Below are 22,597 nucleotides of genomic sequence, written 5' to 3'. Positions count from 1 at the left end.
GCCGCCCTCGCCGCATTCGGCGCCGCGCCCTTCATCTTCCCGGAGAAAAAAATTCATCTGCAATACACCACCACCAGCCCGAAACTGCACAAGGTACTCGGAGTGGAAACGCCGGTGTTCGACTGAGCGTCCTCGCGCATCACTGCGAAATCTATTGACGTCAGATTGATTGCACGGTATAGTTTCACGCTTTGCTGTTCCTCGATAGCTCAGTCGGTAGAGCGCCGGACTGTTAATCCGTAGGTCCCTGGTTCGAGCCCAGGTCGAGGAGCCACAGAATATAGAGAAAAATCAAGGCCTTGCAGCAATCGCTGTGGGGCCTTTTTTGTTTTTCCAGGCCCGAAGTTGTGCAGACCGTCCCTAATTCACCGGCGTAAGTTTGGCGATGTTCAGCGCGAGCCACTTGGCACCGTGCCGGTTGAACTTGACTTGGGCGCGGGCGTCTTCGCCGTTGCCTTCCAGACTGAGCACTACGCCCTCACCGAATTTGTTGTGAAACACGGCCTGACCGATGCGCAGGCCGTGCGGGCGTGCTCCTGACGAACTTGCTCCCCGCATGCCTGCCGGAGAAAACCCAGTGCTTGAGGGTGATCCGGCGTTGGACGTCGCGGGCGTGAACGACGGCACCGACACTTTCGGGGTATAACTCCAGGTGCTGTGCTGATCGGCTCCGAAACCGCCGCCGAACCCCGGCTGTTTGGCGCTGAGCCACTTGAGCGATTCGGCCGGAAGTTCGTCAAAGAACCGGCTGCGCAGGTTGTAACGCGTCTGGCCGTGGAGCATGCGGGTCTGAGCCAGACTGAGGTAGAGACGCTTGCGCGCGCGGGTGATGGCCACATACATCAGCCGACGCTCTTCCTCCACGCCATCGGTTTCGCTCAGCGCGTTTTCGTGCGGGAATAGACCTTCTTCCAGGCCGGTGATGAACACGGCGTCGAACTCCAGCCCCTTGGCGGCGTGGACGGTCATCATCTGAATGGCGTCTTGTCCGTTCTGCGCCTGGTTGTCGCCGGCTTCGAGCGCGGCGTGGGTGAGAAAGGCGGTCAGCGGCGAGAGGGTTTCGCCGGTGGCGGGGTCGATGCTGTCTGTGACGGCGAAGCTGTCGGGCGCGCCTCCAAGCGCCTGACGCTGCTGAGCCGTCGCTTGCAGGCCAAAGCCTTCCTGCGTGACGAAGGCGGCAGCGGCGTTGACCAGTTCCTCCAAGTTTTCCAGCCGCTCCTGACCCTCTCGTTCCTCGCGGTAGTGGGCGTTAAGGCCGCTGGCTTCGAGCACATGGCGAACCAGTTCGGGCAGGCTCATCGCGGCGGTCTGAAAGCGCATCTGCGCCACTAGATCGAGAAAGGCCTGCAGGCTGGCCGCACCACGTCCCCCGAGGGCGTCCACGGCTTCGCTCAAAGGCGTGGCGCGCAGACGGGCGGCGTCTTGCAACTGTTCCAGAGTGCGCGCCCCGATGCCGCGCGCCGGGAAGTTGACCACGCGCAGGAAAGCGGTGTCGTCCTGCGGATTGTCGAGCAGGCGCAGGTAGGCCAGCGCATGCTTGACCTCCGCTCGCTCGAAAAACCGCAGACCGCCATACACGCGGTAAGGCAGGCCGGCATTGAACAGCGCCCCTTCGATGACCCGCGACAGCGCGTTGGCGCGATACAGCACGGCAACCTCGCTGTGCACGAGCCCCTCGCGCAGCAATTGCCGGATTTCTTCGATCAGCCACTGGGCTTCGGCATAGTCGCTCGGCGCCTCGAACACTCTGACCGGCTCACCCGCCCCAGCCTCCGTGCGCAGGTTCTTGCCCAGACGGCGCGCATTGTTCGCGATCAGGGTGTTGGCGCTGTCGAGAATGTGACCATGCGAGCGGTAATTGCGCTCCAGCTTGATGAGGTGGCGCACACGAAACTCGCGCTGGTAGTCGTCCATATTGCCGGCGTGCGCTCCACGGAAGGCATAGATGCTCTGATCGTCGTCGCCCACGGCGAACACGCAGGCGCCGTGCGCATCCTCCGGTCCGGCGAGCAGTTTGAGCCACTGGTATTGCAGGCGGTTGGTGTCCTGAAACTCGTCCACCAGGATGTGCCGGAAGCGCTGGCGGTAATGCGAACGGATGGCGGCGTTGTCGCGCAGAATCTCGTAGGACCGCAGCAGCAGCTCGGCAAAATCGGCCACGCCGTCTCGCGTGCACTGGGCCTCGTAGGCCAGATAGATCTCGGCCAATTGGCGGCTTTGCTGATCGCGCGCCTCCACATCGCCCGGACGCAGGCCCTGATCTTTGGCGCCGTTGATGAACCATTGCACCTGCTTGGGCGGGTGGCGTTCATCGTCCACATTCAGCGCTTTCAGCAAGCGTTTGATGCTGGCGAGCTGATCCTGGATGTCGAGAATCTGAAAAGTCTGCGGCAACCCGGCCTCGCGCCAGTGCGCCCGCAGAAATCGGTTGCACAGACCGTGGAACGTTCCGATCCACATGCCCCGCACCGGAATGGGCAGTTGCGCCGACAACCGCGCCATCATTTCCTTCGCCGCCTTGTTGGTGAAGGTCACGGCCAGAATGCCAGCGGGCGTGACTTGCCCGGTGGAAATCAGCCAGGCGATGCGCGTGGTGAGCACCCGCGTTTTGCCGCTCCCGGCTCCGGCAAGGATCAGGGCATTTTCAGCAGGCAGGGTGACAGCGGCGTGCTGCTCGGGATTGAGTTGTTGGATGAGGGCAGACATTGCGGAATTCTAGGAGCCCGGCCGGCTCCTGGGGTGCACGAAGCGATGTGCATCGGCCTAGAATGAGCCACCGGGCCGCAAATTTCTTGCCGCCCGGTTTTTTGTGCGCGCAGCAAACGTGCGCCACTTCTGGAGACTGTGATGGACATCTTCGACTACGACAACATTCTGCTGTTGCCGCGCAAATGCCGGGTGGAGAGCCGCAGCCAGTGCGATCCGTCGACCGAGTTTGGCGGGCGGCGCTTTCGCCTGCCGGTGGTGCCGGCCAATATGAAGACGGTGGTCGATGCCAACGTATGCCGCTGGCTGGCGGCCAACGGCTACTTTTATGTGATGCACCGATTCGATGTCGACGTCGCGTCCTTTGCCCGCCAGATGCGCGATGCCGATCTGTTCGTCTCCATTTCGCTGGGCGTCAAAGCGGATGACAAGGCGCTCATCGACCAACTCGCCGCCGAGGGCACGGGTGCCGACTACATCACCATCGACATCGCCCACGGCCACGCCGACAGCGTGCAGCGCATGATTGCGCACATCAAGCACAAGCTGCCGCAAGCCTTCGTCGTCGCCGGCAATATCGGCACGCCCGAAGCGGTGATCGATCTTGAAGCCTGGGGCGCCGATGCGACCAAGGTGGGCATCGGCCCGGGTAAGGTGTGCATCACCCGCATGAAAACCGGCTTCGGCACCGGCGGGTGGCAGCTCTCGGCGCTGAAGTGGTGCGCGCGGGTGGCGACCAAACCCATCATCGCCGATGGCGGCATCCGCGAACATGGCGACATCGCCAAGAGCGTGCGCTTCGGCGCCAGCATGGTGATGATCGGCTCCATGCTGGCAGGGCATGAAGAGTCGCCCGGACAGACCGTGGAAGTCAACGGCCAGTTGTTCAAGGAGTATTACGGCAGCGCCTCCGAATACAACAAGGGCGCCTACCGCAACGTCGAGGGCAAACGCATTCTGGAGCCGCTCAAGGGCCGTCTGGCCGACACCCTGCGCGAAATGGAAGAGGATCTGCAGAGCTCCATTTCCTACGCAGGCGGCCTCACGCTCGCCGACATCCGCAAGGTCAACTACATCATCCTCGGCCAGAACAATGCCGGTGAACATGTGCTGATGTAAGCCGCATGCAGGGGGCTGGGGATAGCATCTGATGCGAGCGCTACGAGCTCTGTGCCCCTTCATGCCAACCCGCCAATCCCCTCTCCCGACCGCCAGCAACGGCCAACGCCTGCGTGTGCTGTTTGCAGGCATCTGCGCACTCATCCTCACGGTGGGGCTCGCGCGCTTTGCCTACACCCCCATGCTGCCCATCATGCACCGCGAGGCCGGTCTCACCGATCTCGCGGCGGGCTGGCTGGCGACCTTCAATTACGCCGGCTACATCACCGGCGCGCTCGTTGCCGCGGCGGTGGGCAACCTTCGGCAGAAGTTCGTGATGTATCGCATCGGGCTGGTACTGGCCGTGGTGACAACCGCCGCACTGGGCTTCACCGACAACACCGCCGTGTGGGCCGTTCTGCGCTTTCTCTCCGGGCTGTCGAGTACGGCGGGGCTGCTGCTGGCCTCGGGTCTGGCGCTGAACTGGCTGATCCGTCACGGTCACCGGCCCGAGCTGGGTCTGCATTTCACCGGGCTGGGGCTAGGCATCGTGGTCTCGGGTCTGGCCGTTGGCGCCATGATGGATCGGCTCGGCTGGGCGCAGCAATGGGTGGGGCTGGGCCTGCTCGGTCTGGTGTTTTTCGTGCCCGCCTGGCTATGGCTGCCCTCACCCGCAGCGCCCGGGCCCTTGGGAGGCGCTGCCGCAAAAACCGCTGTCGTTCCGCCCTCGAAACGCTGGATGGCTTTGTTCATCGCCGTCTATTTCTGCGCCGGTTTCGGCTATGTGATCAGCGCGACCTTCATCGTCGCCATTCTCGACAAACTGCCGGCGCTGGCGGACAAGGGCGGCTGGGTCTGGGTGATCGTGGGGCTTGCCGCGGCGCCGTCGAGCTTTGTGTGGGATCGACTGGCGCGCAGCATGGGTGACCTCCAGGCGTTGCTGCTGGCGTTCGGGCTGCAGACCGTCTCCATCATCCTGCCCGCGATGACGCTCAATCTGCCGCTGAACCTGCTCAGCGCCGTGCTGTACGGCGGCACGTTCGTGGGCATCGTCAGCCTCACCCTGACGCTGATCGGCCGCAGCTTTCCCGACAACCCCGCCAAGGCCATGGCCCGGCTGACTTTGAGCTACGGTGTGGCGCAAATTGTCGCCCCGGCAATGGCCGGCTCGATTGCTGCGCAAACGGGAAGCTACCGCGGGGCGCTCGTCATCACGGCGGTGGTGATGGTCGCAGGCATGGGGCTGTTGCTGGTGATGCTGCGCGACGCCGCACGGCAAGCGCAGCCAAGTTGATCAGGCCGTGGCAAGCAGCGCGCGCATGTATTGCGCCGTGCCCTCTTCCACCGTGGCGAAGTGATGAGTGCAGCCTGCGGCCCGCAAATGAGTGAGATCGGCCTGGGTGTGACATTGGTACTTGCCCACCAGCGCATCGGGGAACGGAATGTAGGTAATCTCGCCCGATTCCACCAATTCCGCCAGACTCAAGGCCGGTTGCCCCGACTCCAGCCGCAGGGTGTTGACCACGGTTTGCGCCACATCGTTGAACGGCTGCGCACGGCCTGAACCCAGGTTGAAAATACCGCTCTTGCCCGGGTGATCGAAGAACCAGAGATTGACGGCCACGACATCGTCGATCCAGACAAAATCGCGTTCCTGCAAGCCGGGACCGTAGCCCTGATATTCGCCAAACAGCTTGACCTGGCCGTGTTCGCGGTATTGGTTGAAGTGATGAAACGCCACCGACGCCATGCGTCCCTTGTGCTGTTCGCGCGGGCCGTACACGTTGAAATAGCGAAAGCCTGCGATCTGCGTGGTGGCATGCGGCAGCACGCGCCGCACCACCTGATCGAACAACATCTTGGAGTAGCCATAGACGTTGAGCGGGCGCTCGAACTCGGGCGACTCACGAAACACGCTGCTGGCGCCGTAGGTGGCCGCGCTGGACGCATAGAGCAGGCGCACGCCCTGCTTCTGCCCGGCGTCGAGCAGCATGCGGCTGTTGCGGTAGTTGTTGTCGAGCATGTAGCGGCCATCGTGTTCCATCGTGTCGGAACAGGCGCCCTGGTGAAACACGGCCTCGACCTTGCCGTAGTGCCCGCTGGCGAACTGTTCGAAGAACACCGTCTTGTCGATGTAGTCGCAGATCTGCAGGTCCACCAGATTGTGAAACTTGTCGCCGCGGGTGAGGTTGTCCACCGCGATCACTTCGGTAATGCCGCGGGCGTTGAGCCCTTTGACGATGTTGCTGCCGATGAAACCGGCCGCGCCGGTGACGATGACTCTCATGCCTGCTCCCAGAGTTCCTTCGGCGTGACGCTGGCAGTGCCCAGCTTGCCGACCACGATGCCCGCCGCACGGTTGGCCGTACGCACCGCGTCTTCCATGGAAAGCCCCGCGCCGAGCATCACGGCCACCGTGGCAATCACGGTGTCGCCCGCACCGGAGACGTCGTACACCTCTTTGGCCTCGGTAGGAATATGCAGTTCACCGGTCTCGGTATACAGACTCATGCCTTCTTCCGAGCGCGTCAGCAACAGCGCCTTGAGGCCGAGTTTTTTGCGCAGGCCCTGCGCACGCGCGGTGAGGTCTTGTTCACTGCTCCAGTCGCCCACCACTTGCGCCAGCTCGGCGCGGTTGGGGGTCAGCAGGGTGGCGCCGGCATAACGGCTGTAGTCGCGGCCCTTGGGATCGACCAGAATGGCCTTGCCCTGGGTGCGCGCCAGATTCATCATCTGGTCGAGGTGTTCGAGGCCGCCTTTGCCGTAGTCGGACAGCAGCACCACGTCGTGAAACGCCAGCTCCTGCTCGTAGCGTTCCATCATCGCGGCGAGCACTTCATGGTCGGGCTTGTGCTCGAAGTCGAGGCGGATGAGTTGCTGCTGGCGCGACACCACCCGCAGCTTGACCGTGGTCTTGAGCGTGGGATCTTGCCGCATGGCGTTGCGGATCGGGGTATCGACCAGCAGCGTGACCAGCTTGCGGCCCGGCTCGTCAGCGCCGACCACGGAAAGCAAGGTGGCCTGCGCGCCCAGCACGGCGGCGTTGAGCGCCACGTTGGCCGCGCCGCCCACACGGTCTTCGTCGCGCTGCACGCGCACCACGGGCACCGGCGCCTCGGGAGAAATGCGATCGGTCGAGCCAAACCAGTAACGGTCGAGCATGACGTCACCGACGATGAGCACGCGGGATTGGGCGAGTTGTTCTGCGTTCATGATCCGAGAAGAGAGAGTTCTTCCAGGCGGCGCGGCGGGTAAGTCTCCCACCCCTGACAGCCTGGACAGTGCCAGAAATATTGCCGCGCCTCGAAGCCGCAGGCTGCGCAGCGGTAGCGCTGGCGACTCCGCAGGGCATTGTCCACCGCGCCCTGCATGGCGGCGGCCGCTTCGGGCACGGTGGCGCCGGGCGTGGGGTGTTCGAGCACGCGCTTGAGCGCCAGCAGGCTGCGATGCGACTGCAGATAGTCCTGCGCGCACCGGGCCTGCGAGGCGGGATCGGGGTCGAGCAGCAGCACGGCGTCGAGCAGGTCGATGGCCGGGGTCTGCTGCAAACGCTGACGCAGCCACGTCAGCCCTTCGGCCACCTGCCCGAGCTGCTGACGCAGTTGGGCGATCTGCACCGCCGCCAGCGCAATGAATTCAGGTTGCACCAGATCGATGGATTCCAACATGTGCAAAGCCGATTCCAGTTCACCGTGCTGCTGCGCCCACTGCGCGCGCAGCAAGCGCGGCCGCACACCCTGAGGCGCCGCCTGCAGCGCGGCGTCGAGCGACTGCTGGGCTTCCTGCGCCCGCCCTGCCGCGTGATGTTGCACGGCCAGCTCGCACCAATACTGCGCAATCTGCCGCTGATAGGCGCCGGTGGCGCGCAGCTCCAGTTCGCCGGCACGCGCAATGGCCTTGTTCCAGTCTTGGGTGCGCTCGCTGATCTGCAGCAGCGCCGTCAGCGCCTGCGAGGCATAGGCGCTGCGGCGCAGATCTTCGTAGGCGGATTCGGCACGGTCGAGCAGCCCGGCCTTGAAAAAATCCTGCGCCAAGGCAAGTTGCGCACGTTCACGCGCTTCGCGCGGCAGATCGGCGCGGGCGAGCAGGTTCTGGTGTACCCGCACCGCGCGCTCATATTCGCCACGGCGGCGAAACAGATTGCCCAGCGCGAAGTGCAGATCGACGGTATCAGGATCGGCAGTCATGGCTTCGATGAAGGCGTCGATGGCCTTGTCCTGCTGCTCGTTGAGCAAGTGGTTGAGCCCGCGGTAGTAGGCCTGCGGAGCATCACGCCGCAGGGCGCGCTCCTTGCCCACCTGCCGTAGATCCACGCGCGCCGCCAGCCACCCCAGCGCGAACATCAGGGGCAGAATCAGCAGCCACCAAAGATCAAACTCCATCGATCGGCCTGTCGATCGGATGCTGCGGAAATTCAGCCGGAGCGACGGCAGTGGCAGCCGACGGCTTGGGCGCGGAGTCGCTGTCGCGCGCCACCCGGCCCTGCTTGCGGTGCCGCATCCACGAAGGCAGCAGCGCCAGCGCGCCCAGCAATGCGCCCAGGGCGAACACCACGAGCAGCAGCACGATCATGGGCGTGCGCCACTCGGTGCCGAACAGCAGGTGCAGGGTGACGGTCTCCAGATTGTTCAGCGCCAGACCGAACAAAAGCAGGAAGACCACCAACCGCAAAAACCAGCTCAGGATGCGCATGGAAATAAAACCGAAACAGGAAAGATAGGGACAACCGAGCAAGCATATTGCATTCCCCGCCGCGTGCCCTGGTGATGTGAAAAACTCTAGGTGGACAATAGCGGCCATCGTTCCGCCACTTCACGCCATCATCCCGCAACATGTCGCACCGTCCTCACGCCCTGCATTGCCCCGCCCAGACCGCCAGCGCCATCTTCACCGACGCGCAAGCCGCGCTCGATCAGGTGCAGGCCCTTTACACCGCCGCCATCACCCATCTGCGCGACAAGCTGGCCGAGTTCATCGCGGGAACCCTGCCGCCCGGCCGCGTGCGGGCCTGCTATCCGGTGGTGCGGGTGCGTATCGACAGCGTGGCGCATCCCGACTCGCGTCTGGCCTACGGTTTTGTCGCCGCTCCCGGCGTTTACGAAACCACCCTCACCCGGCCTGATCTGTTCGCCGACTATCTGCTCATCCAGTTCCAGTTGCTGCTGGCCAACCACGGGGTTGCGCTGGAAATCGGGGTGGGGGAACAGCCCATTCCGCTGCATTTCAGCTTTGCCGGTCAGGCGCACGTCGAAGGCCATCTCAGCCTGGAGCAGCGCCAGCAACTGCGCGATATTTTCGATCTGCCCGATCTGGCCGCGATGGACGACGGCATTGCCAACGGCGCCCACGACACGCCAGACGACCAGCCCATGCCGCTGGCCTTGTTTACCGCGCCGCGCATCGACTACTCGCTACATCGCCTGCAGCACTACACCGGCACCGCGCCCGAGCACTTCCAGAATTTCGTGCTGTTCACCAACTACCAGTTCTACGTCGATGAGTTCGTCCGCATGGCGCATGCCCTGATGAACCAGCCCGCCGCGTCTGCGACCGACGACGACGCGCCCTACACCGCCTTCGTCGAACCCGGCAACGTCATCACCCACCGGGCCACCGCCCAGGGCGCGGCGCGAACCGAGGGGCATGCCTCGACCCGACTGCCGCAGATGCCGGCGTATCACCTCATCATGCCGGGTCATGGCGGCATCACCTTGGTCAATATCGGCGTCGGCCCGGCCAATGCGAAGAACATCACCGACCACATCGCCGTGCTGCGGCCGCACGCCTGGATCATGCTCGGTCACTGCGCCGGGCTGCGTAACTCGCAGCGCCTCGGCGACTATGTGCTGGCGCATGGCTATGTGCGCGAGGACCACGTGCTCGACGAGGAACTGCCGCTGTGGGTGCCGATTCCGCCGCTCGCCGAGGTGCAGCAGGCGCTCGAAGGCGCCGTGGCTGACATCACCCAGTTGCACGGTTACGAACTCAAGCGCGTGCTGCGCACCGGCACCGTCGCCAGCACCGATAACCGTAATTGGGAACTGCTGCCCTACCCCGGGCCGGACCGACGCTTCAGCCAGAGCCGCGCCATTGCGCTCGACATGGAAAGCGCCACGGTGGCCGCCAACGGCTTTCGCTTCCGCGTGCCCTACGGCACCTTGCTGTGTGTGAGCGACAAGCCGCTGCATGGCGAGCTCAAACTGCCTGGCATGGCCGACCAGTTTTATCGCCAGCAAGTCGAGCAGCATCTGCGCATCGGCCTGCGCGCCATCGCGCGGCTGCGTCAGCAAACCATGGGGCGGCTGCACAGCCGCAAGCTGCGCAGCTTCGACGAAGTCGCGTTTCAGTAAAGCCTGAATTCAGGCCGTGTAGCGCACCTGATGCGCATCGGCATGAGGACGCGGCTGAATCTCGCCGATGATCCAGCCCGTTTCACCCTCGGCACGCAGGGTGGCGAGTACGGCTTCAACCTCGGCCGCGGCCACCACCATTACGAAGCCCACGCCGCAATTGAAGGTGCGACGCATTTCGGCGTCATCCACGCCGCCTTCGCGTTGCAGCCAGGCAAACAGCTCGGTCTGGCCCCAGGTGGAAGGATCGAGCACGCACTGCACATTTTCGGGCAGCACCCGCGGAATGTTTTCGCTCAAGCCGCCGCCGGTGATGTGGGCCATGCCCTTGATCGCGTGCTGCGCCAGCGCCTTCAGCACGGGTTTGCAGTAAATGCGCGTCGGCGCCATCACCGCGCTGCGGAAATCCTGTCCATCGAGGGTCGTCGGCAGCTCACCAGGCCCGCTGCGAGCGATGATCTTGCGCACCAGCGAATAGCCGTTGGAATGCGCGCCGCTCGACGCCAGGCCGATGACCCGATCGCCGGCCGCGATGCTGCGACCGTTGATGATGCCGCTTTTCTCCACCGCGCCCACGGCAAAACCCGCCAGGTCATATTCGCCCGCCGGATACATTCCGGGCATTTCTGCGGTTTCGCCGCCGATCAGCGCGCAACCGGCCTGCTCGCAACCCTGCGCCACACCGCCGATCACTTGCGTGGCGGTCTGCACCGCCAGCTTGCCGCAGGCGAAATAGTCGAGAAAGAACAGCGGCTCGGCCCCCTGAACCAGCACATCGTTGACGCTCATCGCCACCAGGTCGATGCCCACCGTGTCGTGTCGGTTCCACTCGAACGCGAGCTTGAGCTTGGTGCCCACGCCATCCGTCCCCGACACCAGCACCGGCTCGCGATAGCGCTTGGGCACTTCGAACAGCGCCCCGAAGCCGCCGATGCCTGCCAGCACGCCGTCGCGCAGCGTGCGCCGGGCCAGGGGCTTGATCGCATCGACCAGCGCATCTCCAGCGTCGATATCCACACCGGCGTCGCGATAAGTCAGGGGAGTTTTTTGCATGATGGGCAGCAGAGTGAGGAACGAGAGCGCGAGACATCGAATCCCGGCGCAGAGAACAGGTGACACAACAGGTGGCACGGCACGGTAGCGCAGCACCCGCCCCGCATAAAATGCCAAGGCGAAGATTTTATCGAGTGCGCGCACGCGCCTCCTGCTTCGCTCCGACGCTGGCGCCGTTGCGCAAGCCTTTTTCCCCGACGCCCCGACCGCCCCCATGCTCCTGACCCCTCCCGTCAAGAATGCCCTCATCTGGCTGGGCATCGGCCTTGTCGCGCTCTGGCTGATCTGGCTGCTCGGCAGCATCCTGATGCCCTTTCTCGTCGGGCTGACGCTGGCCTACGTGCTGCACCCGCTGGTTGAGCGACTCAAGCGGCGACGCATTCCGCGCGCACTCGGCGCTGCGGTGGCGATCATCGTGGCCATCGGTCTTTTCGTCGGCCTGTTTCTCTTGCTGGTGCCTGTGGTCACGGAAATCGTGCCCTTGATACGCGAAAAATTCCCGCTGCTGCTCCAGACCATCATCAACTGGGGCACCCCGCTGCTGGCGCGATTCGACATTCATGTGAAGTTCGATACCGCCAGCGTGCAACAGACCCTGACAAAATTTCTTTCCGCGCACGGCGAAGACTGGGCCGGGCTGCTGCTGCGCTCGGCCAGCACCGGGGGCGTGGGGCTGCTGATCCTGCTGGGCAACCTCACGCTGATTCCGGTCGTGGCCTTTTATCTGCTGCTCGATTGGGAGCCCACGCTGGCGCGAGTGCGCAGCCTGATCCCGCCCAAACACCGCGACGCCGTGTTGAGTTTCTTCCACGACTGCGACGTCATCCTCGGCCAGTATCTGCGCGGACAGTTGCTGGTCATGCTGATTCTGGCGTTTTATTACTCCCTCGGCCTCGTGATTGCCGGATTCAGTCTGGCCCTGCCTGTGGGCATCTTCACCGGGCTGGCGGTGTTCGTCCCTTACGTGGGCTTCGGTCTGGGCCTGCTGCTGGCGCTGCTGGCCGGGGCGCTGCAATTTCTGAGTTGGTACGGCGTGATTGCCGTGGCCATCGTGTACGGCATCGGCCAGTTGATCGAGAGCCTCTACATCACCCCGAAGTTCGTCGGCGAGAGCATTGGTCTGCATCCCCTGCTGGTGATTTTCATTCTGCTGGCCTTCGGCACCCTGTTCGGCTTCTGGGGCATTCTGCTCGCCCTGCCCGCGGGCGCCCTGCTGCTGGTCGTGGTGCGCCGCCTGCTCGCCTGGTACCGGCAGAGCGCGCTGTTCGCCTGACCCATGCTGCAGATCGCGCACCAGCAGATTCTGCCGCTGGAATGGCAGGACGAACGCAGCTTCGAAAACTTCGACCCAGGCGTTCAGCCCGGCAATGCTCTTGCGCTGCAAGCCCTGCATGACCTGCTGCAACAGCGCCGCCACGGTGCGCTGTATCTCTGGGGCGAGACCGGCAGCGGCAAAAGCCACCTGCTGTGGGCCGCCTGCCACGAGCTCCAAACGCAGGGACGTTGGGCGCTGCTGCTCAGCCCGCAAACCCCCGCCTCGGCTTGGCCCGATGTCACCGATCTGCTCGCCCAGCAAGCCGGTGGTCTGCTGGCGGTGGACGACGCGCAGCAGCTTGCCGACTGGCAGCAGGACTGGCTGTTCGGTCTGTACAACTCCGCCCGCTCGGCCGAGCTCGCCTTTCTCGCCTGCGGCAACGCCGCCCCAGCCGCGCTGCCCCTGCGCACCGACCTGCGCACCCGCCTGAGCTGGGGGCTGGCGCTGCGCCTGCAAGCGCCCGACGACGCCGTGCGCGCCCGCGTGCTTCAGCGCCTGGCGCACGAACGCGGCTACTCACTCAGCCCTGAATTGCTGCACTACATGCTGACCCACCTCAGCCGCGACCTCTCGCAGCTGGGTGTGCTGATGGCCGCGTTTGACCGCTATGCTTTGGCAGCGCAGCGACCGGCCACCGTGCCTCTGCTCAAATCGCTGCTGGCCGCACAGCCGCAATTGCTGCATGCGACGTCGCCCGAATCCGTTTCAGGCTGAGCCCTACAGACCCAGCCTTCACACTCCATGCGCAAGCTAGCCCTCTTCGATCTCGACAACACGCTGATTCCTTTCGACTCCGACCATGCCTTCGGGCAATACGTTGCCGAGCTGGGCTGGGTCGATGCCGAGCAACACCGCCAGCAAAACGAGGCGTTCTATCGGCAGTACAAGGCCGGCACCCTCGATCTCGCCGCTTATCTGCATTTCGCCCTGCAGCCGATTGCCGGGCGCGACCTCGACGAGCTGCACGCCGCGCATGCCGCTTTCATGCGCGACGTCGTGCAGCCGCAAATGCAACCGGCCGCGCAGCAACTAGTCGACCGTCATAAAGCCGCAGGCGATCTGTGCTGCATCGTGACTGCAACCAATACCTTCGTCACCCGCCCCATCGCCGACGCCTTCGGCGTCGAGCACCTCATCGGCGTCGAGCTCGAACGCGACGGCCAGGGCCGCTACACCGGCAACTGGGTGGGCATTCCCTCGTTCCGCGAAGGCAAGATCGTTCGCACTGAACAATGGCTGGCCGCGCAAGGCCTGGGCTGGAGCGATTTCGATCAAATCTGGTTCTACAGCGACTCCATCAATGATCGCCCCCTGCTCGAACACGCCACCCACCCCGTGGTCGTCCATCCAGACCCCTTGCTGGCCGCCGTCGCCCAGGAAAAAGGCTGGCCCAAACTTGACTTGTTGACATGATCCGCAAATTCATCAGCCGCCTGTTCACCTCGAACAAGGGCGAAGACACTCCGCAGCGCCGTGGCCAACGCCGCGACCTGCCCCGCGCCCAGCACCAGATCGACGCCAGCCGCCTTTCGCAGAACGCCCGCAACACCGTGCAAACCCTGCAGCAAGCCGGTTTCGAGGCCTACATCGTCGGCGGCGCGGTGCGCGATCTGCTGCTGGGCCTCAAGCCCAAAGACTTCGACGTCGCCACCAATGCCACGCCCGAGCAGGTCAAGCCGCTGTTCAAGCGCGCTTTCATCATCGGCCGACGCTTTCGCATCGTGCACGTCATGTATGGCCGCGACATCATCGAAGTGTCCACCTACCGCGCCCTGCACGACGCACAGGCCGCCGAGTCCGTGGACGGCAACGAGCGCACCTCGCGCCGCGCCCTGGCCGACAAGACCCTGGCGGTGGACAGCAGCGGCCGCGTGCTGCGCGACAACGTCTGGGGCACACTCGACGACGATGCCGAGCGCCGCGACTTCACCATCAACGCCCTGTATTACGACCCGATCCGCGACGTGGTGGTCGACTACCACCGGGGCATGAAAGACCTGAAAGAACGCCGCCTGCGCATGATCGGCGACCCCGCCGCCCGCTACCGCGAAGACCCGGTGCGCATGCTGCGCATCGCCCGCTTCGCCGCCAAACTCGGCTTCGATATCGACCCGGCCACGCTCGCGCCCATCGGCCCCAGCGCCGATCTGCTCGCCAACGTCCCCGCCGCCCGCCTGTTCGACGAAACCATCAAGCTGCTGCAGACCGGCCACGCGGTCGCCTCGCTGCAGCAACTCCGGCGCCTGGGCCTGCATCACGGCCTATTGCCTCTGCTCGACCCCGTGCTGGAAAAACCCGAAGGCGAACGCTTCATCATGAATGCGCTGCAAGACACCGACGAGCGCATCGCCCAGGGCAAGACCGCCAGCCCCAGCTTCCTCTTCGCCTGCCTGCTTTGGCATGACGTGGAGCAACGCTGGAACACGCTGCTGGCCGAAGGCATCGCCCCCCTCATGGCGCTCGATCAGGCCGCTGACGAAGTGCTGGCCGCGCAGGCCGAGCGCCTGGCCATACAGCGGCGCATCGCCACCGACATGCGTGAAATCTGGTCGCTGCAATCGCGGTTTGAGCGCCGCACCCCGCGCTATGCCAACAGTCTGGTCGAACACCCGCGATTTCGCGCCGCCTACGATTTTCTCAGCCTGCGCGCGCGCAGCGGCCAGGCCGAGACGGAGTTGGTGCAATGGTGGGAAGCGTTCCAGTTCGCCGACGCCGAAGGCCGTGCCGACATGCTCGCCACGGCGCCGCAGCCCAGCGCTGCAAGCAAACCCCGGCGGAGGCGGCGGCGCAAAAAGCCATCTGAAGCGGACCCTGTCAACAGCGCCAGCAACGACAGTTCCGATTGAAACGCGATGTCCTGCGCCGATGACGTCGAAGCGTTCATCGCCCTTGGCGCCAATCTGGGCGACGGCGCAGCCACCCTGCGCGCTGCGGTGCAAGCCATCGACGCCCTGCCGCTGACACGCGTCGCTGCCCGCTCCAGCCTCTACCGCACCGCCCCGCAGCACGCCAGCGGCCCCGACTACTGGAATGCCGTCATTCTGGCGCGCACCGCCCTATCGCCCGACGCCTTGCTCGACGCCCTGCTGCGCATCGAATCCGACCTCGGCCGTCAGCGTCCCAGCGGCGAAATCAACGCCCCGCGCACCCTCGATCTCGACCTTCTGCTCTACGGCACTCTGCAACGCCAGAGCGAACGGCTGACCCTGCCCCATCCGCGTATGGCACAGCGCGCCTTCGTGCTGGCCCCGCTGGCCGAAATCTGGCTGGAAGGCCGCATCGACGGCACGCGCGTCGCCGAACTAGCCGAACAGCGCGTCGCCGAAGGTCAGGCGATCGAACAACTTGGGCCGCTCTGAATTGACCCCGACGAGAGCCCGTCGCCCCGGACTCAACTGCCGCCAAAAAATCGCTGCAGCACATAGGCGAGCCCACCGGTGAGCGAACCCACGCTCATGAACAGCGCAAAGATCACGATCAGCACCGGGCCCCAGCCGTTCGTACTGCGACGGTCAGCAGCCTCGTTCCAGCGCGCATCCCATTTGGCGTCCGGGGTGAGGCCGATCACCAGAGTCTGCACCACCACAGCGATAACCACCGCGACAAAAACCGCCAGCAAGGCCCAAGTCAGCGGGTCATCTTGATGATTGGCGACAAAGCGCCAAACCCCAAGAAAACCCAACAAAAACAAGGGACCGTGCAGCCAGGCCCACGGATCTCGCAAGCCGCGCAGGTAAAAGCGGTGTCCGCCGAACACGCCGGTCAGCAGAGCCAGCAAAGCGGCAGTGAATTTATTTTTGAATCCAGTCTGAGCAGTCATGGTGGGCAGTCAAACTGGAAAGGTATCGGCGCCCGCACCCAGCGCGCGTTGCATGAACACGACATCGAGCCAGCGATCAAATTTCCAGCCGACTGCGGGCATACGCCCCAGTTCCTCGAACCCACGCGCCCGGTGCAGTCCGATTGAACCGGCGTTTGCGGAATCTCCAATGACCGCGAGCATCTGCCGCGCCCCGCTCTGGGTACAAGTGTCGATCAAGGCATCGAGCAGGCGGCCGCCAACACCTTGACGCAACCCGTTCGGGGCAATGTAGACGGAGTCTTCGACCGTAAACCGGTAAGCCTCGCGCGCCCGGAACCAGTTGGCATAGGCGTAGCCGATGATCTCCTGGCCGCGCACGGCGACCAGCCAGGGCAGCCCGCGCGACTGCACTTCCTGCAGTCGGCGCAGCATCTCGGCATCATCAGGCGCCTGGGTTTCGAAGGTGCCCGTTCCATGCAGAACATGGTGAGCGTATATGGCGGTGATGGCGGGAACATCTGCCGCAGCGGCGGCGCGAATCGTGAATTCAGGCATGAAGTGCAATATTGGGAAAGGGCATGTTTATAATGGCGAGTTTATTCGAGCGCCGTGCCCCAAGTTTTTGAAGGCAATACTCGTCCGACGAACAGTTGCCCTACAACACCGGTATTTGCTGCAAGGCACCTACCCTGAAAGCCTGGTTACACGCGGTTGGTTGCCAGAGCTTGGCCCAAGCGACGCCCAAACACATGGCCCACGACCCCCTCGTTGGCTCTCATTTTTTTGACAAGGAAGCAAAATGGTTGTGATCCGTCTGACCCGTGCCGGTGCCAAGGCACACCCCTTCTACCACATCGTCGCCACCGATTCGCGTAGCCGTCGTGATGGTCGCTACATCGAGCGCCTGGGTTATTACAACCCGGTTGCCCGTGGCGCCGAAGTGCCTTTGCACATCGCGACCGAGCGTCTGAACCACTGGACCAGCGTGGGCGCACAGGTCTCCCCCACCGTGCAGCGCCTCGTGAAAACCGCGCAGAAGTCTGCTTAATTAATGGGCTAATCGGCGGGCTAAACGGCGGATCAGTCGGTCGCGGCTTGATCGGTCAGCCTGACGGGTTTTGCCTGCAGCGGGTCGGCTGAAAAGTCGTCCCGCTTTTTAGTTGCTTTTTTCATCCGTGCACCGGCTTGTAACGTGGACACTCCAGACGACCTTTACCTCGTGGGTCACATCCTCGACGCCTGGGGCGTGCGCGGCTGGGTGAAGGTCGCCCCGGACGCTCCGCAAGCGACCGCGTTGCTCAAATCCAAGACTTGGTGGCTCAGCCGTCCGGGCTTTGATAACGAGCCCACGCCGATTGCGGTACGTCTGGTTCGGCGTCACGGCAGCGCCCTGGTCGCACTGCTCGAAGGACCGGAAGACCGCAGCGGCGCCGAGGCGCTGCGCGGGCGTCAGATTGCCGTGCGACGTGCCGACTTCCCCCCGCCTGACGAGGGCGAGTTCTATTGGGCCGACCTGATCGGCTGCGAGGTGCGCACCCCGGAAGGGGCCGATCTCGGCCGCGTGACGGGCTTGATGGAAAGCGCCGCCCACGCCGTTTTGCGCGTGCAGATTCCGCAGACCAGTCCAGACGCCAAACCGCGCGAACGGCTGATTCCCTTCGTCGAGGCTTACATCGTCTCGGTCGATCTGGCCGCGAAGACCCTCATCGCCCTGTGGGACGCCAGTTACGACTGACCTGCCCCATGCTGCGCTTTGATGTCATCAGCCTGTTTCCCGCCTATTTCGAGCCGTTGAAGCGCCACGGCGTATCGCGCCGCGCCTTCGACTCGGGACAGTTGCAACTGCAATGCTGGAACCCGCGCGATTTCACTACCGATGCGCACCGAACCATCGATGACCGCCCCTACGGCGGCGGCCCCGGCATGGTCATGCTGGCCGAGCCGCTGGAGCACGCGCTCGACGCCATCGCCGACGACCGGCGTCTCGCATCGCACCCCGAAGCCCCGGTCTGGCTGTTTTCGCCGACCGGGCGGCGCGTCGATCAGCGACTCGTGGAAGACCTGGCCCAATCCGGTGGCGTGACCTTGCTTTGCGCCCGCTACGAAGGTGTGGATCAACGCCTGATCGACCGTCGGGTGGACGCGGAGATCAGCCTTGGCGACTTCGTGCTCTCGGGCGGTGAGATTCCGGCCCTGGCGCTGCTCGATGCCGTCTGCCGATTGCTGCCGGGCGTGCTGGGCAGTGCCGATTCCGCCCAGCAGGACAGCTTTTCGAACGGCCTCCTCGACTGCCCGCATTACACACGGCCAGAGCACTATCAAGGCCACGGCGTGCCCGAAGCCCTGCTCAGCGGCGATCATGCCCGCATCGCTCAATGGCGCAGGGAACAGTCTTTGCGCCTGACCTTGCAGCGGCGCCCTGACCTGATCGCGCAGATGCACGCTGCCGACCAGTTGAGCCAGAAAGATCTGCGATTTCTGGCTGCTCTGGGGTATACTCTTTAGGTTTGATCCTCTGCTGGCCTAGCCGCCAGGCTGACTGCACTTGTTAGTGCATCTCAGGGCTGCGGCAACCACAACTGACCCACACCGGCACGGCAAGATCATTGGAGAGCATGAAATGAATCTGATCGCAACTCTGGAGCAGGAAGAAATCGCCCGCGTCAGCGCTGGCAAAACTTTTCCCCAGTTCAACCCGGGCGACACCGTCATCGTGTCCGTCAAGGTGGTTGAAGGCAACCGCAAACGTAACCAGGCCTATGAGGGTGTGGTGATCGCCAAGCGCAACCGCGGGCTGAATTCCAGCTTCATCGTGCGCAAAATCTCGGCCGGCGAAGGCGTGGAGCGTACTTTCCAGCTGTATTCGCCGCAGATCGCGTCGATCGAAGTCAAGCGTCGTGGGGATGTGCGCCGCGCCAAGCTGTACTACCTGCGCAGCCGCTCCGGCAAGTCCGCACGCATCAAGGAAAAGCTGGTACTCAAGTCTGCCGCCGCGGCGCAGGCAAACGCAACTGCAGCAGCCTGATACGCGTTTGTATACGCCGTTTATGTAAGCGTTTGTCCCTGGTCATACCGGCCCAGCCGGATCACCGCCGAAGCCGACTTGCACTGCACGTCGGCTTTTTTGTTTTCAACGTCAAACGTGTCCACTCTTCGCCTCACGCCCATCGACCCCGAAAGCGCTGACCTGATCGGTCGCGATGAAGGTCTGCCCGCCGTCGCCCCGGAGCGGCTTGAGCCGGATTGGCTACGGCGCCGCTTTGCGTCGCCCACCGCGTGGACACCGGAGCTGTTTGAAGATTCACTACGCCTAAGTTCCCAAGCGCTGCGAGGCGCCGCCGTTCTGATTGCATTGGTACCGCGCGCCGAAGGGCTGCAGGTGCTGCTCACCCGCCGCAATCTCTACCTGCACGAGCATGCCGGCCAGATCAGTTTCCCCGGCGGGCGCTGCGACCGCCAGGACATTCATCCTGCCGCCACCGCACTGCGCGAGGCCCATGAGGAAATCGGCCTGCGCCCGGCGGGAGCCGAAGTGCTCGGCACGCTCCCGCTGTATTGCACCGCATCGCGCTACGCCGTCACCCCCGTGGTGGCCCTCATTCCCGCCGCCGAAAACCTGCAGCCTCAACCCGACGAGGTCAGCGAGGTGTTTGAAGTACCGCTGGCCTTCCTGATGAACCCCCGGCATCACGAGCTTCGGGAGTGGACGCCGGGCCACGACCTTGCGCTCAATCCTGTTGCCGTGCGGCGGCGGTTCCTGGTCATGCCCTATGTCGCAAACGGGCAGCGCTATGTCATCTGGGGAGCGACGGCCGCCATGCTGCGCAATCTGTACCGCTTGCTGATTGCGTGAGGCGAAGCCCAGCCGTTCCCGCACGCACCGACGAACATGCGAGGCGCAAAAGGCTTGTTCAGGCTTGCCTTAGGATAGATATATGGCTTTTCTCTCCGTTCTGATCGCCCTGCTTGTCGAGCAACTCAAACCCCTGGGGCGCGGCAGCGCCGTGTATCGGCTGCGCCAGAGTCTGGCCGATGTTGCGGCGCGCAACTTCGATGCGGGACGGCCGCATCACGGCGTCGCGGCCTGGTTCATCGCCGTGTTGCTGCCCACCTTGGTCACACTGGCGATTTATCTCGTCGCGCTGCACTACAGCCTGCTGCTGGCCCTGGCGTGGAATGTGGCGGTGCTGTATTTCACCCTCGGTTTCCGCCAGTTCAGCCACTACTTCACTGACATCCAGGACGCGCTCAATCACAACGATGCCGCCACCGCCCGCAGCCTGCTCAAACAATGGAAGGCGCTCGATACCGTGGACATGAGCACCAGCGACGTCACCCAGCAGACCATCGAACATGCCCTGGTGTCGGTGCAACGCTATGTGCTGGGCGTGTTCTTCTGGTTCATTCTGCCCATCGGCCCGGCGGGCGCCGTGCTGTATCGCCTCAGCGACTATGTGGCGGGCAAATGGAATCATGCCGACAGCGAAGCCAGCCCTGCGCTGCAGAGCTTCGCGCAAAAAGCCTTCGATCTGCTCGACTGGGCGCCCGCCCGCCTGACTGCCAGCGGTTACGCCATCGTCGGCAATTTCGAGGATGCCGTCGATATCTGGCGCGGCTATTCGCAGCTCTGGGCCAACCGCAATACCGGGGTGATGCTGGCCTCTGCCGCCGGTGCGGTAGGCATTCGTCTTGGCGCAACAGCCGCTGCCACGCCCGCCGCCCCGACAGAGCCCGGCTGGACCCAGGAAGGCGAGAACGGCGATCTGGGCATGAGCGGCCTTGCGGCCGCGATGCCCGGCGCCATCCCCCAACCCGCGCATTTACGCAATGTGGTGGGGCTGGTGTGGCGCTCGGTGCTGCTGTGGATGCTGCTGTTGGCCATGCTCAGCGTGGTCAGCTGGGTGAGCTGAAACCTAGCTGAGAACCCCGGCCGGGCCACGGCCAGCCCGGGGAAAGTGTTTAGCCCGGCTTACCCCGCCAGCAAAGCGTTGACCCGGCGAACATAGGCTGCCGGATCGTCGAGTTGACCGCCTTCGGCCAGCAGCGCCTGATCGAACACCACCTGAGCCAGATCGTCGGCGTGGGCCGCGTCTGCCGCCACGCGCTTGACCAGCACATGCGCCGGATTGATCTCCAGCACCGGTTGGGTGGACGGCATTTCGTCGCGCCCGGCCTGCTTGAGCAAGCGCGCCAGATGCGCACTCATACCATCGTCGGCGGCGACCAGACAGGCCGGAGAATCGACCAGCCGCTCGGAAATGCGCACCTCTTTCACCCGCTCGCCCAGAGCCTGCTTGAAGCGCTCGATCAGTGCCTGATGATCGGCGGACGGCTCTTTGTCGTCCTTGGCCTCGTCGGCCTTGTCATCTGCGCCCTTGATGTCGCTGAGATCAACCGCCCCACGCGCCACCGATTGCAGCGGCTTGCCCTCGAACTCGTTGAGGAAGCCCAGCATCCACTCGTCCACCCGATCGGTGAGCAACAGCACCTCGATGCCCTTCTTGCGGAAGATTTCGAGCTGCGGGCTGGAGCGGGCGATTTTCGGCGTCTCGGCGGTGATGTAGTAAATGGCTTTCTGACCTTCCTTCATACGCGCGACATAGTCGGCCAGAGACACGCTCGGCGCATCATCCTCGCTGTGCGTGGAGGCCGCGCGCAGCAGCTTGGCCAGGCGCTCGCGGTTGCTGAAATCTTCGCCGAAGCCCTCCTTGAGTACCGCGCCAAACTCGGCCCAGAACTCGGCGTACTTATCGCGCTCGGCCTGATCTTCGCTGCCCGCCAGATCTTCGAGCATGGACAGCACGCGCTTGACCGAGCCTTCACGAATGGCGCGCACGTCGCGGCTTTCCTGCAGCATTTCGCGCGACACATTCAGCGGCAGATCGGCGCTGTCGATCACCCCGCGAACGAAGCGCAGGTAGGTAGGCATCAGGCTTTCGGCGTCATCGGTGATGAACACCCGCTTCACATACAGCTTGACCCCGGCTTTCTGCTGGCGGTCCCACAAGTCCATCGGCGCCTTGGCCGGGATGTAGAGCAACTGGGTGTATTCACTGCGGCCTTCAACGCGGTTATGCGTCCAGCGCAGCGGCGGCTGAGCGTCGCCGCTGAGCTGCTTGTAGAACTCGAGATACTGGCCTTCGGTCAGCTCGGACTTGCTGCGCGTCCACAACGCCGCGGCGCTGTTGATCTGCTCCCACTCGTCGGTGGCGACGTATTTGCTCTGCTCGGCGTCCCAGTTCTCCTTGCGCATTTCGATGGGCAGGGAGATGT

The 22,597-nt window shown here is 64.0% G+C and carries 23 protein-coding genes, 1 tRNA gene and 1 pseudogene; 16 read left to right on the top strand and 9 right to left on the bottom strand.

What is annotated here, in order from left to right:
* A pseudogene (locus tag AC2VLV_RS07860) lies at nucleotides 1-126 on the top strand (ferredoxin--NADP(+) reductase); the annotation flags it as partial.
* A 72-nt stretch (nucleotides 127-198) separates the two neighbouring features.
* Nucleotides 199-274: transfer RNA gene (locus AC2VLV_RS07855), tRNA-Asn, on the top strand.
* A gap of 86 nt (nucleotides 275-360) precedes the next feature.
* Here AC2VLV_RS07855 and AC2VLV_RS07850 read toward each other — a convergent pair.
* Nucleotides 361-2,706 (bottom strand): UvrD-helicase domain-containing protein, encoded by a 2,346-nt coding sequence (locus AC2VLV_RS07850; protein ID WP_486989448.1) that lies wholly within the window; start codon nucleotides 2,704-2,706, stop codon nucleotides 361-363.
* Between the two features lie 141 nt (nucleotides 2,707-2,847).
* On the opposite strand from AC2VLV_RS07850, the gene AC2VLV_RS07845 reads away from it, so the two are divergent.
* Nucleotides 2,848-3,825, top strand: coding sequence for a GMP reductase (locus AC2VLV_RS07845; RefSeq protein WP_486989447.1), 978 nt, complete (start codon nucleotides 2,848-2,850; stop codon nucleotides 3,823-3,825).
* 61 nt (nucleotides 3,826-3,886) lie between these two features.
* Nucleotides 3,887-5,098 (top strand): YbfB/YjiJ family MFS transporter, encoded by a 1,212-nt coding sequence (locus AC2VLV_RS07840; RefSeq protein WP_486989446.1) that lies wholly within the window; start codon nucleotides 3,887-3,889, stop codon nucleotides 5,096-5,098.
* Here AC2VLV_RS07840 and rfaD read toward each other — a convergent pair whose 3' ends face one another.
* The 4 genes from rfaD to AC2VLV_RS07820 are packed head-to-tail and all read right to left on the bottom strand — an operon-like array spanning nucleotide 5,099 to nucleotide 8,496.
* On the bottom strand, nucleotides 5,099-6,091 hold the full coding sequence (rfaD, locus tag AC2VLV_RS07835) for an ADP-glyceromanno-heptose 6-epimerase (protein ID WP_486989445.1): 993 nt from the start codon (nucleotides 6,089-6,091) through the stop codon (nucleotides 5,099-5,101).
* A complete protein-coding gene (gene rfaE1, locus AC2VLV_RS07830; protein ID WP_486989444.1) occupies nucleotides 6,088-7,017 on the bottom strand; it encodes a D-glycero-beta-D-manno-heptose-7-phosphate kinase in 930 nt (309 codons plus the stop codon). The genes rfaD and rfaE1 overlap by 4 nt, the downstream gene beginning before the upstream one ends.
* Entirely contained in the window at nucleotides 7,014-8,186 is a 1,173-nt protein-coding gene (gene lapB / locus AC2VLV_RS07825) for a lipopolysaccharide assembly protein LapB (RefSeq protein WP_486989443.1), read from the bottom strand. Before lapB ends, rfaE1 begins: the two co-directional genes overlap by 4 nt.
* Entirely contained in the window at nucleotides 8,176-8,496 is a 321-nt protein-coding gene (locus AC2VLV_RS07820; protein ID WP_486989442.1) for a lipopolysaccharide assembly protein LapA domain-containing protein, read from the bottom strand. Before AC2VLV_RS07820 ends, lapB begins: the two co-directional genes overlap by 11 nt.
* Before the next feature lie 140 nt (nucleotides 8,497-8,636).
* On the opposite strand from AC2VLV_RS07820, the gene AC2VLV_RS07815 reads away from it, so the two are divergent.
* On the top strand, nucleotides 8,637-10,154 hold the full coding sequence (locus AC2VLV_RS07815) for an AMP nucleosidase (RefSeq protein ID WP_486989441.1): 1,518 nt from the start codon (nucleotides 8,637-8,639) through the stop codon (nucleotides 10,152-10,154).
* Nucleotides 10,155-10,163: 9 nt separating this feature from the next.
* Here AC2VLV_RS07815 and purM read toward each other — a convergent pair whose 3' ends face one another.
* Nucleotides 10,164-11,207: a phosphoribosylformylglycinamidine cyclo-ligase gene (gene purM / locus AC2VLV_RS07810; protein ID WP_486989440.1), complete on the bottom strand. Its 1,044-nt coding sequence runs from the start codon at nucleotides 11,205-11,207 to the stop codon at nucleotides 10,164-10,166.
* Between the two features lie 214 nt (nucleotides 11,208-11,421).
* On the opposite strand from purM, the gene AC2VLV_RS07805 reads away from it, so the two are divergent.
* Genes AC2VLV_RS07805 through folK form a run of 5 tightly spaced genes read left to right on the top strand, consistent with a single transcriptional unit; the run spans nucleotide 11,422 to nucleotide 15,881 of the window.
* Nucleotides 11,422-12,480, top strand: coding sequence for an AI-2E family transporter (locus tag AC2VLV_RS07805; RefSeq protein WP_486989439.1), 1,059 nt, complete (start codon nucleotides 11,422-11,424; stop codon nucleotides 12,478-12,480).
* Nucleotides 12,481-12,483: 3 nt separating this feature from the next.
* The gene (hda, locus tag AC2VLV_RS07800) at nucleotides 12,484-13,236 is read left to right on the top strand and encodes a DnaA regulatory inactivator Hda (protein ID WP_486989438.1); all 753 of its coding nucleotides are present in this window, start codon (nucleotides 12,484-12,486) and stop codon (nucleotides 13,234-13,236) included.
* A gap of 27 nt (nucleotides 13,237-13,263) precedes the next feature.
* Entirely contained in the window at nucleotides 13,264-13,935 is a 672-nt protein-coding gene (locus AC2VLV_RS07795; RefSeq protein ID WP_486989437.1) for a histidinol-phosphatase, read from the top strand.
* On the top strand, nucleotides 13,932-15,368 hold the full coding sequence (gene pcnB, locus AC2VLV_RS07790; RefSeq protein WP_486989436.1) for a polynucleotide adenylyltransferase PcnB: 1,437 nt from the start codon (nucleotides 13,932-13,934) through the stop codon (nucleotides 15,366-15,368). The genes AC2VLV_RS07795 and pcnB overlap by 4 nt, the downstream gene beginning before the upstream one ends.
* A 6-nt stretch (nucleotides 15,369-15,374) precedes the next feature.
* Entirely contained in the window at nucleotides 15,375-15,881 is a 507-nt protein-coding gene (folK, locus tag AC2VLV_RS07785) for a 2-amino-4-hydroxy-6-hydroxymethyldihydropteridine diphosphokinase (RefSeq protein WP_486989435.1), read from the top strand.
* A gap of 32 nt (nucleotides 15,882-15,913) precedes the next feature.
* Here folK and AC2VLV_RS07780 read toward each other — a convergent pair whose 3' ends face one another.
* Both AC2VLV_RS07780 and AC2VLV_RS07775 read right to left on the bottom strand, forming a co-directional pair.
* Nucleotides 15,914-16,342, bottom strand: a complete 429-nt coding sequence (locus tag AC2VLV_RS07780) for a TM2 domain-containing protein (RefSeq protein ID WP_486989434.1) — start codon at nucleotides 16,340-16,342, stop codon at nucleotides 15,914-15,916.
* Nucleotides 16,343-16,351: 9 nt separating this feature from the next.
* Nucleotides 16,352-16,879 (bottom strand): GNAT family N-acetyltransferase, encoded by a 528-nt coding sequence (locus tag AC2VLV_RS07775; RefSeq protein ID WP_486989433.1) that lies wholly within the window; start codon nucleotides 16,877-16,879, stop codon nucleotides 16,352-16,354.
* Nucleotides 16,880-17,123: 244 nt separating this feature from the next.
* On the opposite strand from AC2VLV_RS07775, the gene rpsP reads away from it, so the two are divergent.
* From rpsP to AC2VLV_RS07745, 6 genes are all read left to right on the top strand, one after another.
* Nucleotides 17,124-17,372 (top strand): 30S ribosomal protein S16, encoded by a 249-nt coding sequence (gene rpsP, locus AC2VLV_RS07770; protein WP_013105316.1) that lies wholly within the window; start codon nucleotides 17,124-17,126, stop codon nucleotides 17,370-17,372.
* A 144-nt stretch (nucleotides 17,373-17,516) separates the two neighbouring features.
* Entirely contained in the window at nucleotides 17,517-18,059 is a 543-nt protein-coding gene (gene rimM, locus AC2VLV_RS07765) for a ribosome maturation factor RimM (RefSeq protein WP_486989432.1), read from the top strand.
* 8 nt (nucleotides 18,060-18,067) lie between these two features.
* A complete protein-coding gene (gene trmD / locus AC2VLV_RS07760) occupies nucleotides 18,068-18,829 on the top strand; it encodes a tRNA (guanosine(37)-N1)-methyltransferase TrmD (protein WP_486989431.1) in 762 nt (253 codons plus the stop codon).
* Between the two features lie 115 nt (nucleotides 18,830-18,944).
* Complete coding sequence (gene rplS, locus AC2VLV_RS07755) at nucleotides 18,945-19,349, top strand: 50S ribosomal protein L19 (RefSeq protein WP_486989430.1); 405 nt, start codon at nucleotides 18,945-18,947, stop codon at nucleotides 19,347-19,349.
* A gap of 117 nt (nucleotides 19,350-19,466) precedes the next feature.
* Complete coding sequence (locus AC2VLV_RS07750; RefSeq protein WP_486989429.1) at nucleotides 19,467-20,177, top strand: NUDIX hydrolase; 711 nt, start codon at nucleotides 19,467-19,469, stop codon at nucleotides 20,175-20,177.
* A gap of 82 nt (nucleotides 20,178-20,259) precedes the next feature.
* Nucleotides 20,260-21,234, top strand: a complete 975-nt coding sequence (locus tag AC2VLV_RS07745) for a CobD/CbiB family protein (RefSeq protein WP_486989428.1) — start codon at nucleotides 20,260-20,262, stop codon at nucleotides 21,232-21,234.
* Between the two features lie 59 nt (nucleotides 21,235-21,293).
* On the opposite strand, the gene htpG is transcribed toward AC2VLV_RS07745, so the two are convergent.
* Nucleotides 21,294-22,597, bottom strand: a 1,304-nt coding sequence (htpG, locus tag AC2VLV_RS07740; protein ID WP_486989427.1) for a molecular chaperone HtpG, incomplete at its 5' end; no start/stop codon positions are given.

The sequence above is a fragment of the Thiomonas sp. TH-17 genome (assembly GCF_057473305.1).
This window is presented reverse-complemented; position numbering and strand designations above follow the sequence as displayed.

Coding starts and splice junctions, on each gene's coding strand:
- AC2VLV_RS07815 (WP_486989441.1), top strand. CDS start 8,637: ATGTCGCACCGTCCTCACGCCCTGCATTGCCCCGCCCAGACCGCCAGC.
- AC2VLV_RS07845 (WP_486989447.1), top strand. CDS start 2,848: ATGGACATCTTCGACTACGACAACATTCTGCTGTTGCCGCGCAAATGC.
- hda (WP_486989438.1), top strand. CDS start 12,484: ATGCTGCAGATCGCGCACCAGCAGATTCTGCCGCTGGAATGGCAGGAC.
- rfaE1 (WP_486989444.1), bottom strand. CDS start 7,017: ATGAACGCAGAACAACTCGCCCAATCCCGCGTGCTCATCGTCGGTGAC.
- pcnB (WP_486989436.1), top strand. CDS start 13,932: ATGATCCGCAAATTCATCAGCCGCCTGTTCACCTCGAACAAGGGCGAA.
- AC2VLV_RS07780 (WP_486989434.1), bottom strand. CDS start 16,342: ATGACTGCTCAGACTGGATTCAAAAATAAATTCACTGCCGCTTTGCTG.
- trmD (WP_486989431.1), top strand. CDS start 18,068: ATGCTGCGCTTTGATGTCATCAGCCTGTTTCCCGCCTATTTCGAGCCG.
- rplS (WP_486989430.1), top strand. CDS start 18,945: ATGAATCTGATCGCAACTCTGGAGCAGGAAGAAATCGCCCGCGTCAGC.
- AC2VLV_RS07840 (WP_486989446.1), top strand. CDS start 3,887: ATGCCAACCCGCCAATCCCCTCTCCCGACCGCCAGCAACGGCCAACGC.
- AC2VLV_RS07775 (WP_486989433.1), bottom strand. CDS start 16,879: ATGCCTGAATTCACGATTCGCGCCGCCGCTGCGGCAGATGTTCCCGCC.
- AC2VLV_RS07820 (WP_486989442.1), bottom strand. CDS start 8,496: ATGCGCATCCTGAGCTGGTTTTTGCGGTTGGTGGTCTTCCTGCTTTTG.
- purM (WP_486989440.1), bottom strand. CDS start 11,207: ATGCAAAAAACTCCCCTGACTTATCGCGACGCCGGTGTGGATATCGAC.
- AC2VLV_RS07795 (WP_486989437.1), top strand. CDS start 13,264: ATGCGCAAGCTAGCCCTCTTCGATCTCGACAACACGCTGATTCCTTTC.
- folK (WP_486989435.1), top strand. CDS start 15,375: ATGTCCTGCGCCGATGACGTCGAAGCGTTCATCGCCCTTGGCGCCAAT.
- rpsP (WP_013105316.1), top strand. CDS start 17,124: ATGGTTGTGATCCGTCTGACCCGTGCCGGTGCCAAGGCACACCCCTTC.
- AC2VLV_RS07805 (WP_486989439.1), top strand. CDS start 11,422: ATGCTCCTGACCCCTCCCGTCAAGAATGCCCTCATCTGGCTGGGCATC.
- AC2VLV_RS07850 (WP_486989448.1), bottom strand. CDS start 2,706: ATGTCTGCCCTCATCCAACAACTCAATCCCGAGCAGCACGCCGCTGTC.
- rfaD (WP_486989445.1), bottom strand. CDS start 6,091: ATGAGAGTCATCGTCACCGGCGCGGCCGGTTTCATCGGCAGCAACATC.
- lapB (WP_486989443.1), bottom strand. CDS start 8,186: ATGGAGTTTGATCTTTGGTGGCTGCTGATTCTGCCCCTGATGTTCGCG.
- AC2VLV_RS07745 (WP_486989428.1), top strand. CDS start 20,260: ATGGCTTTTCTCTCCGTTCTGATCGCCCTGCTTGTCGAGCAACTCAAA.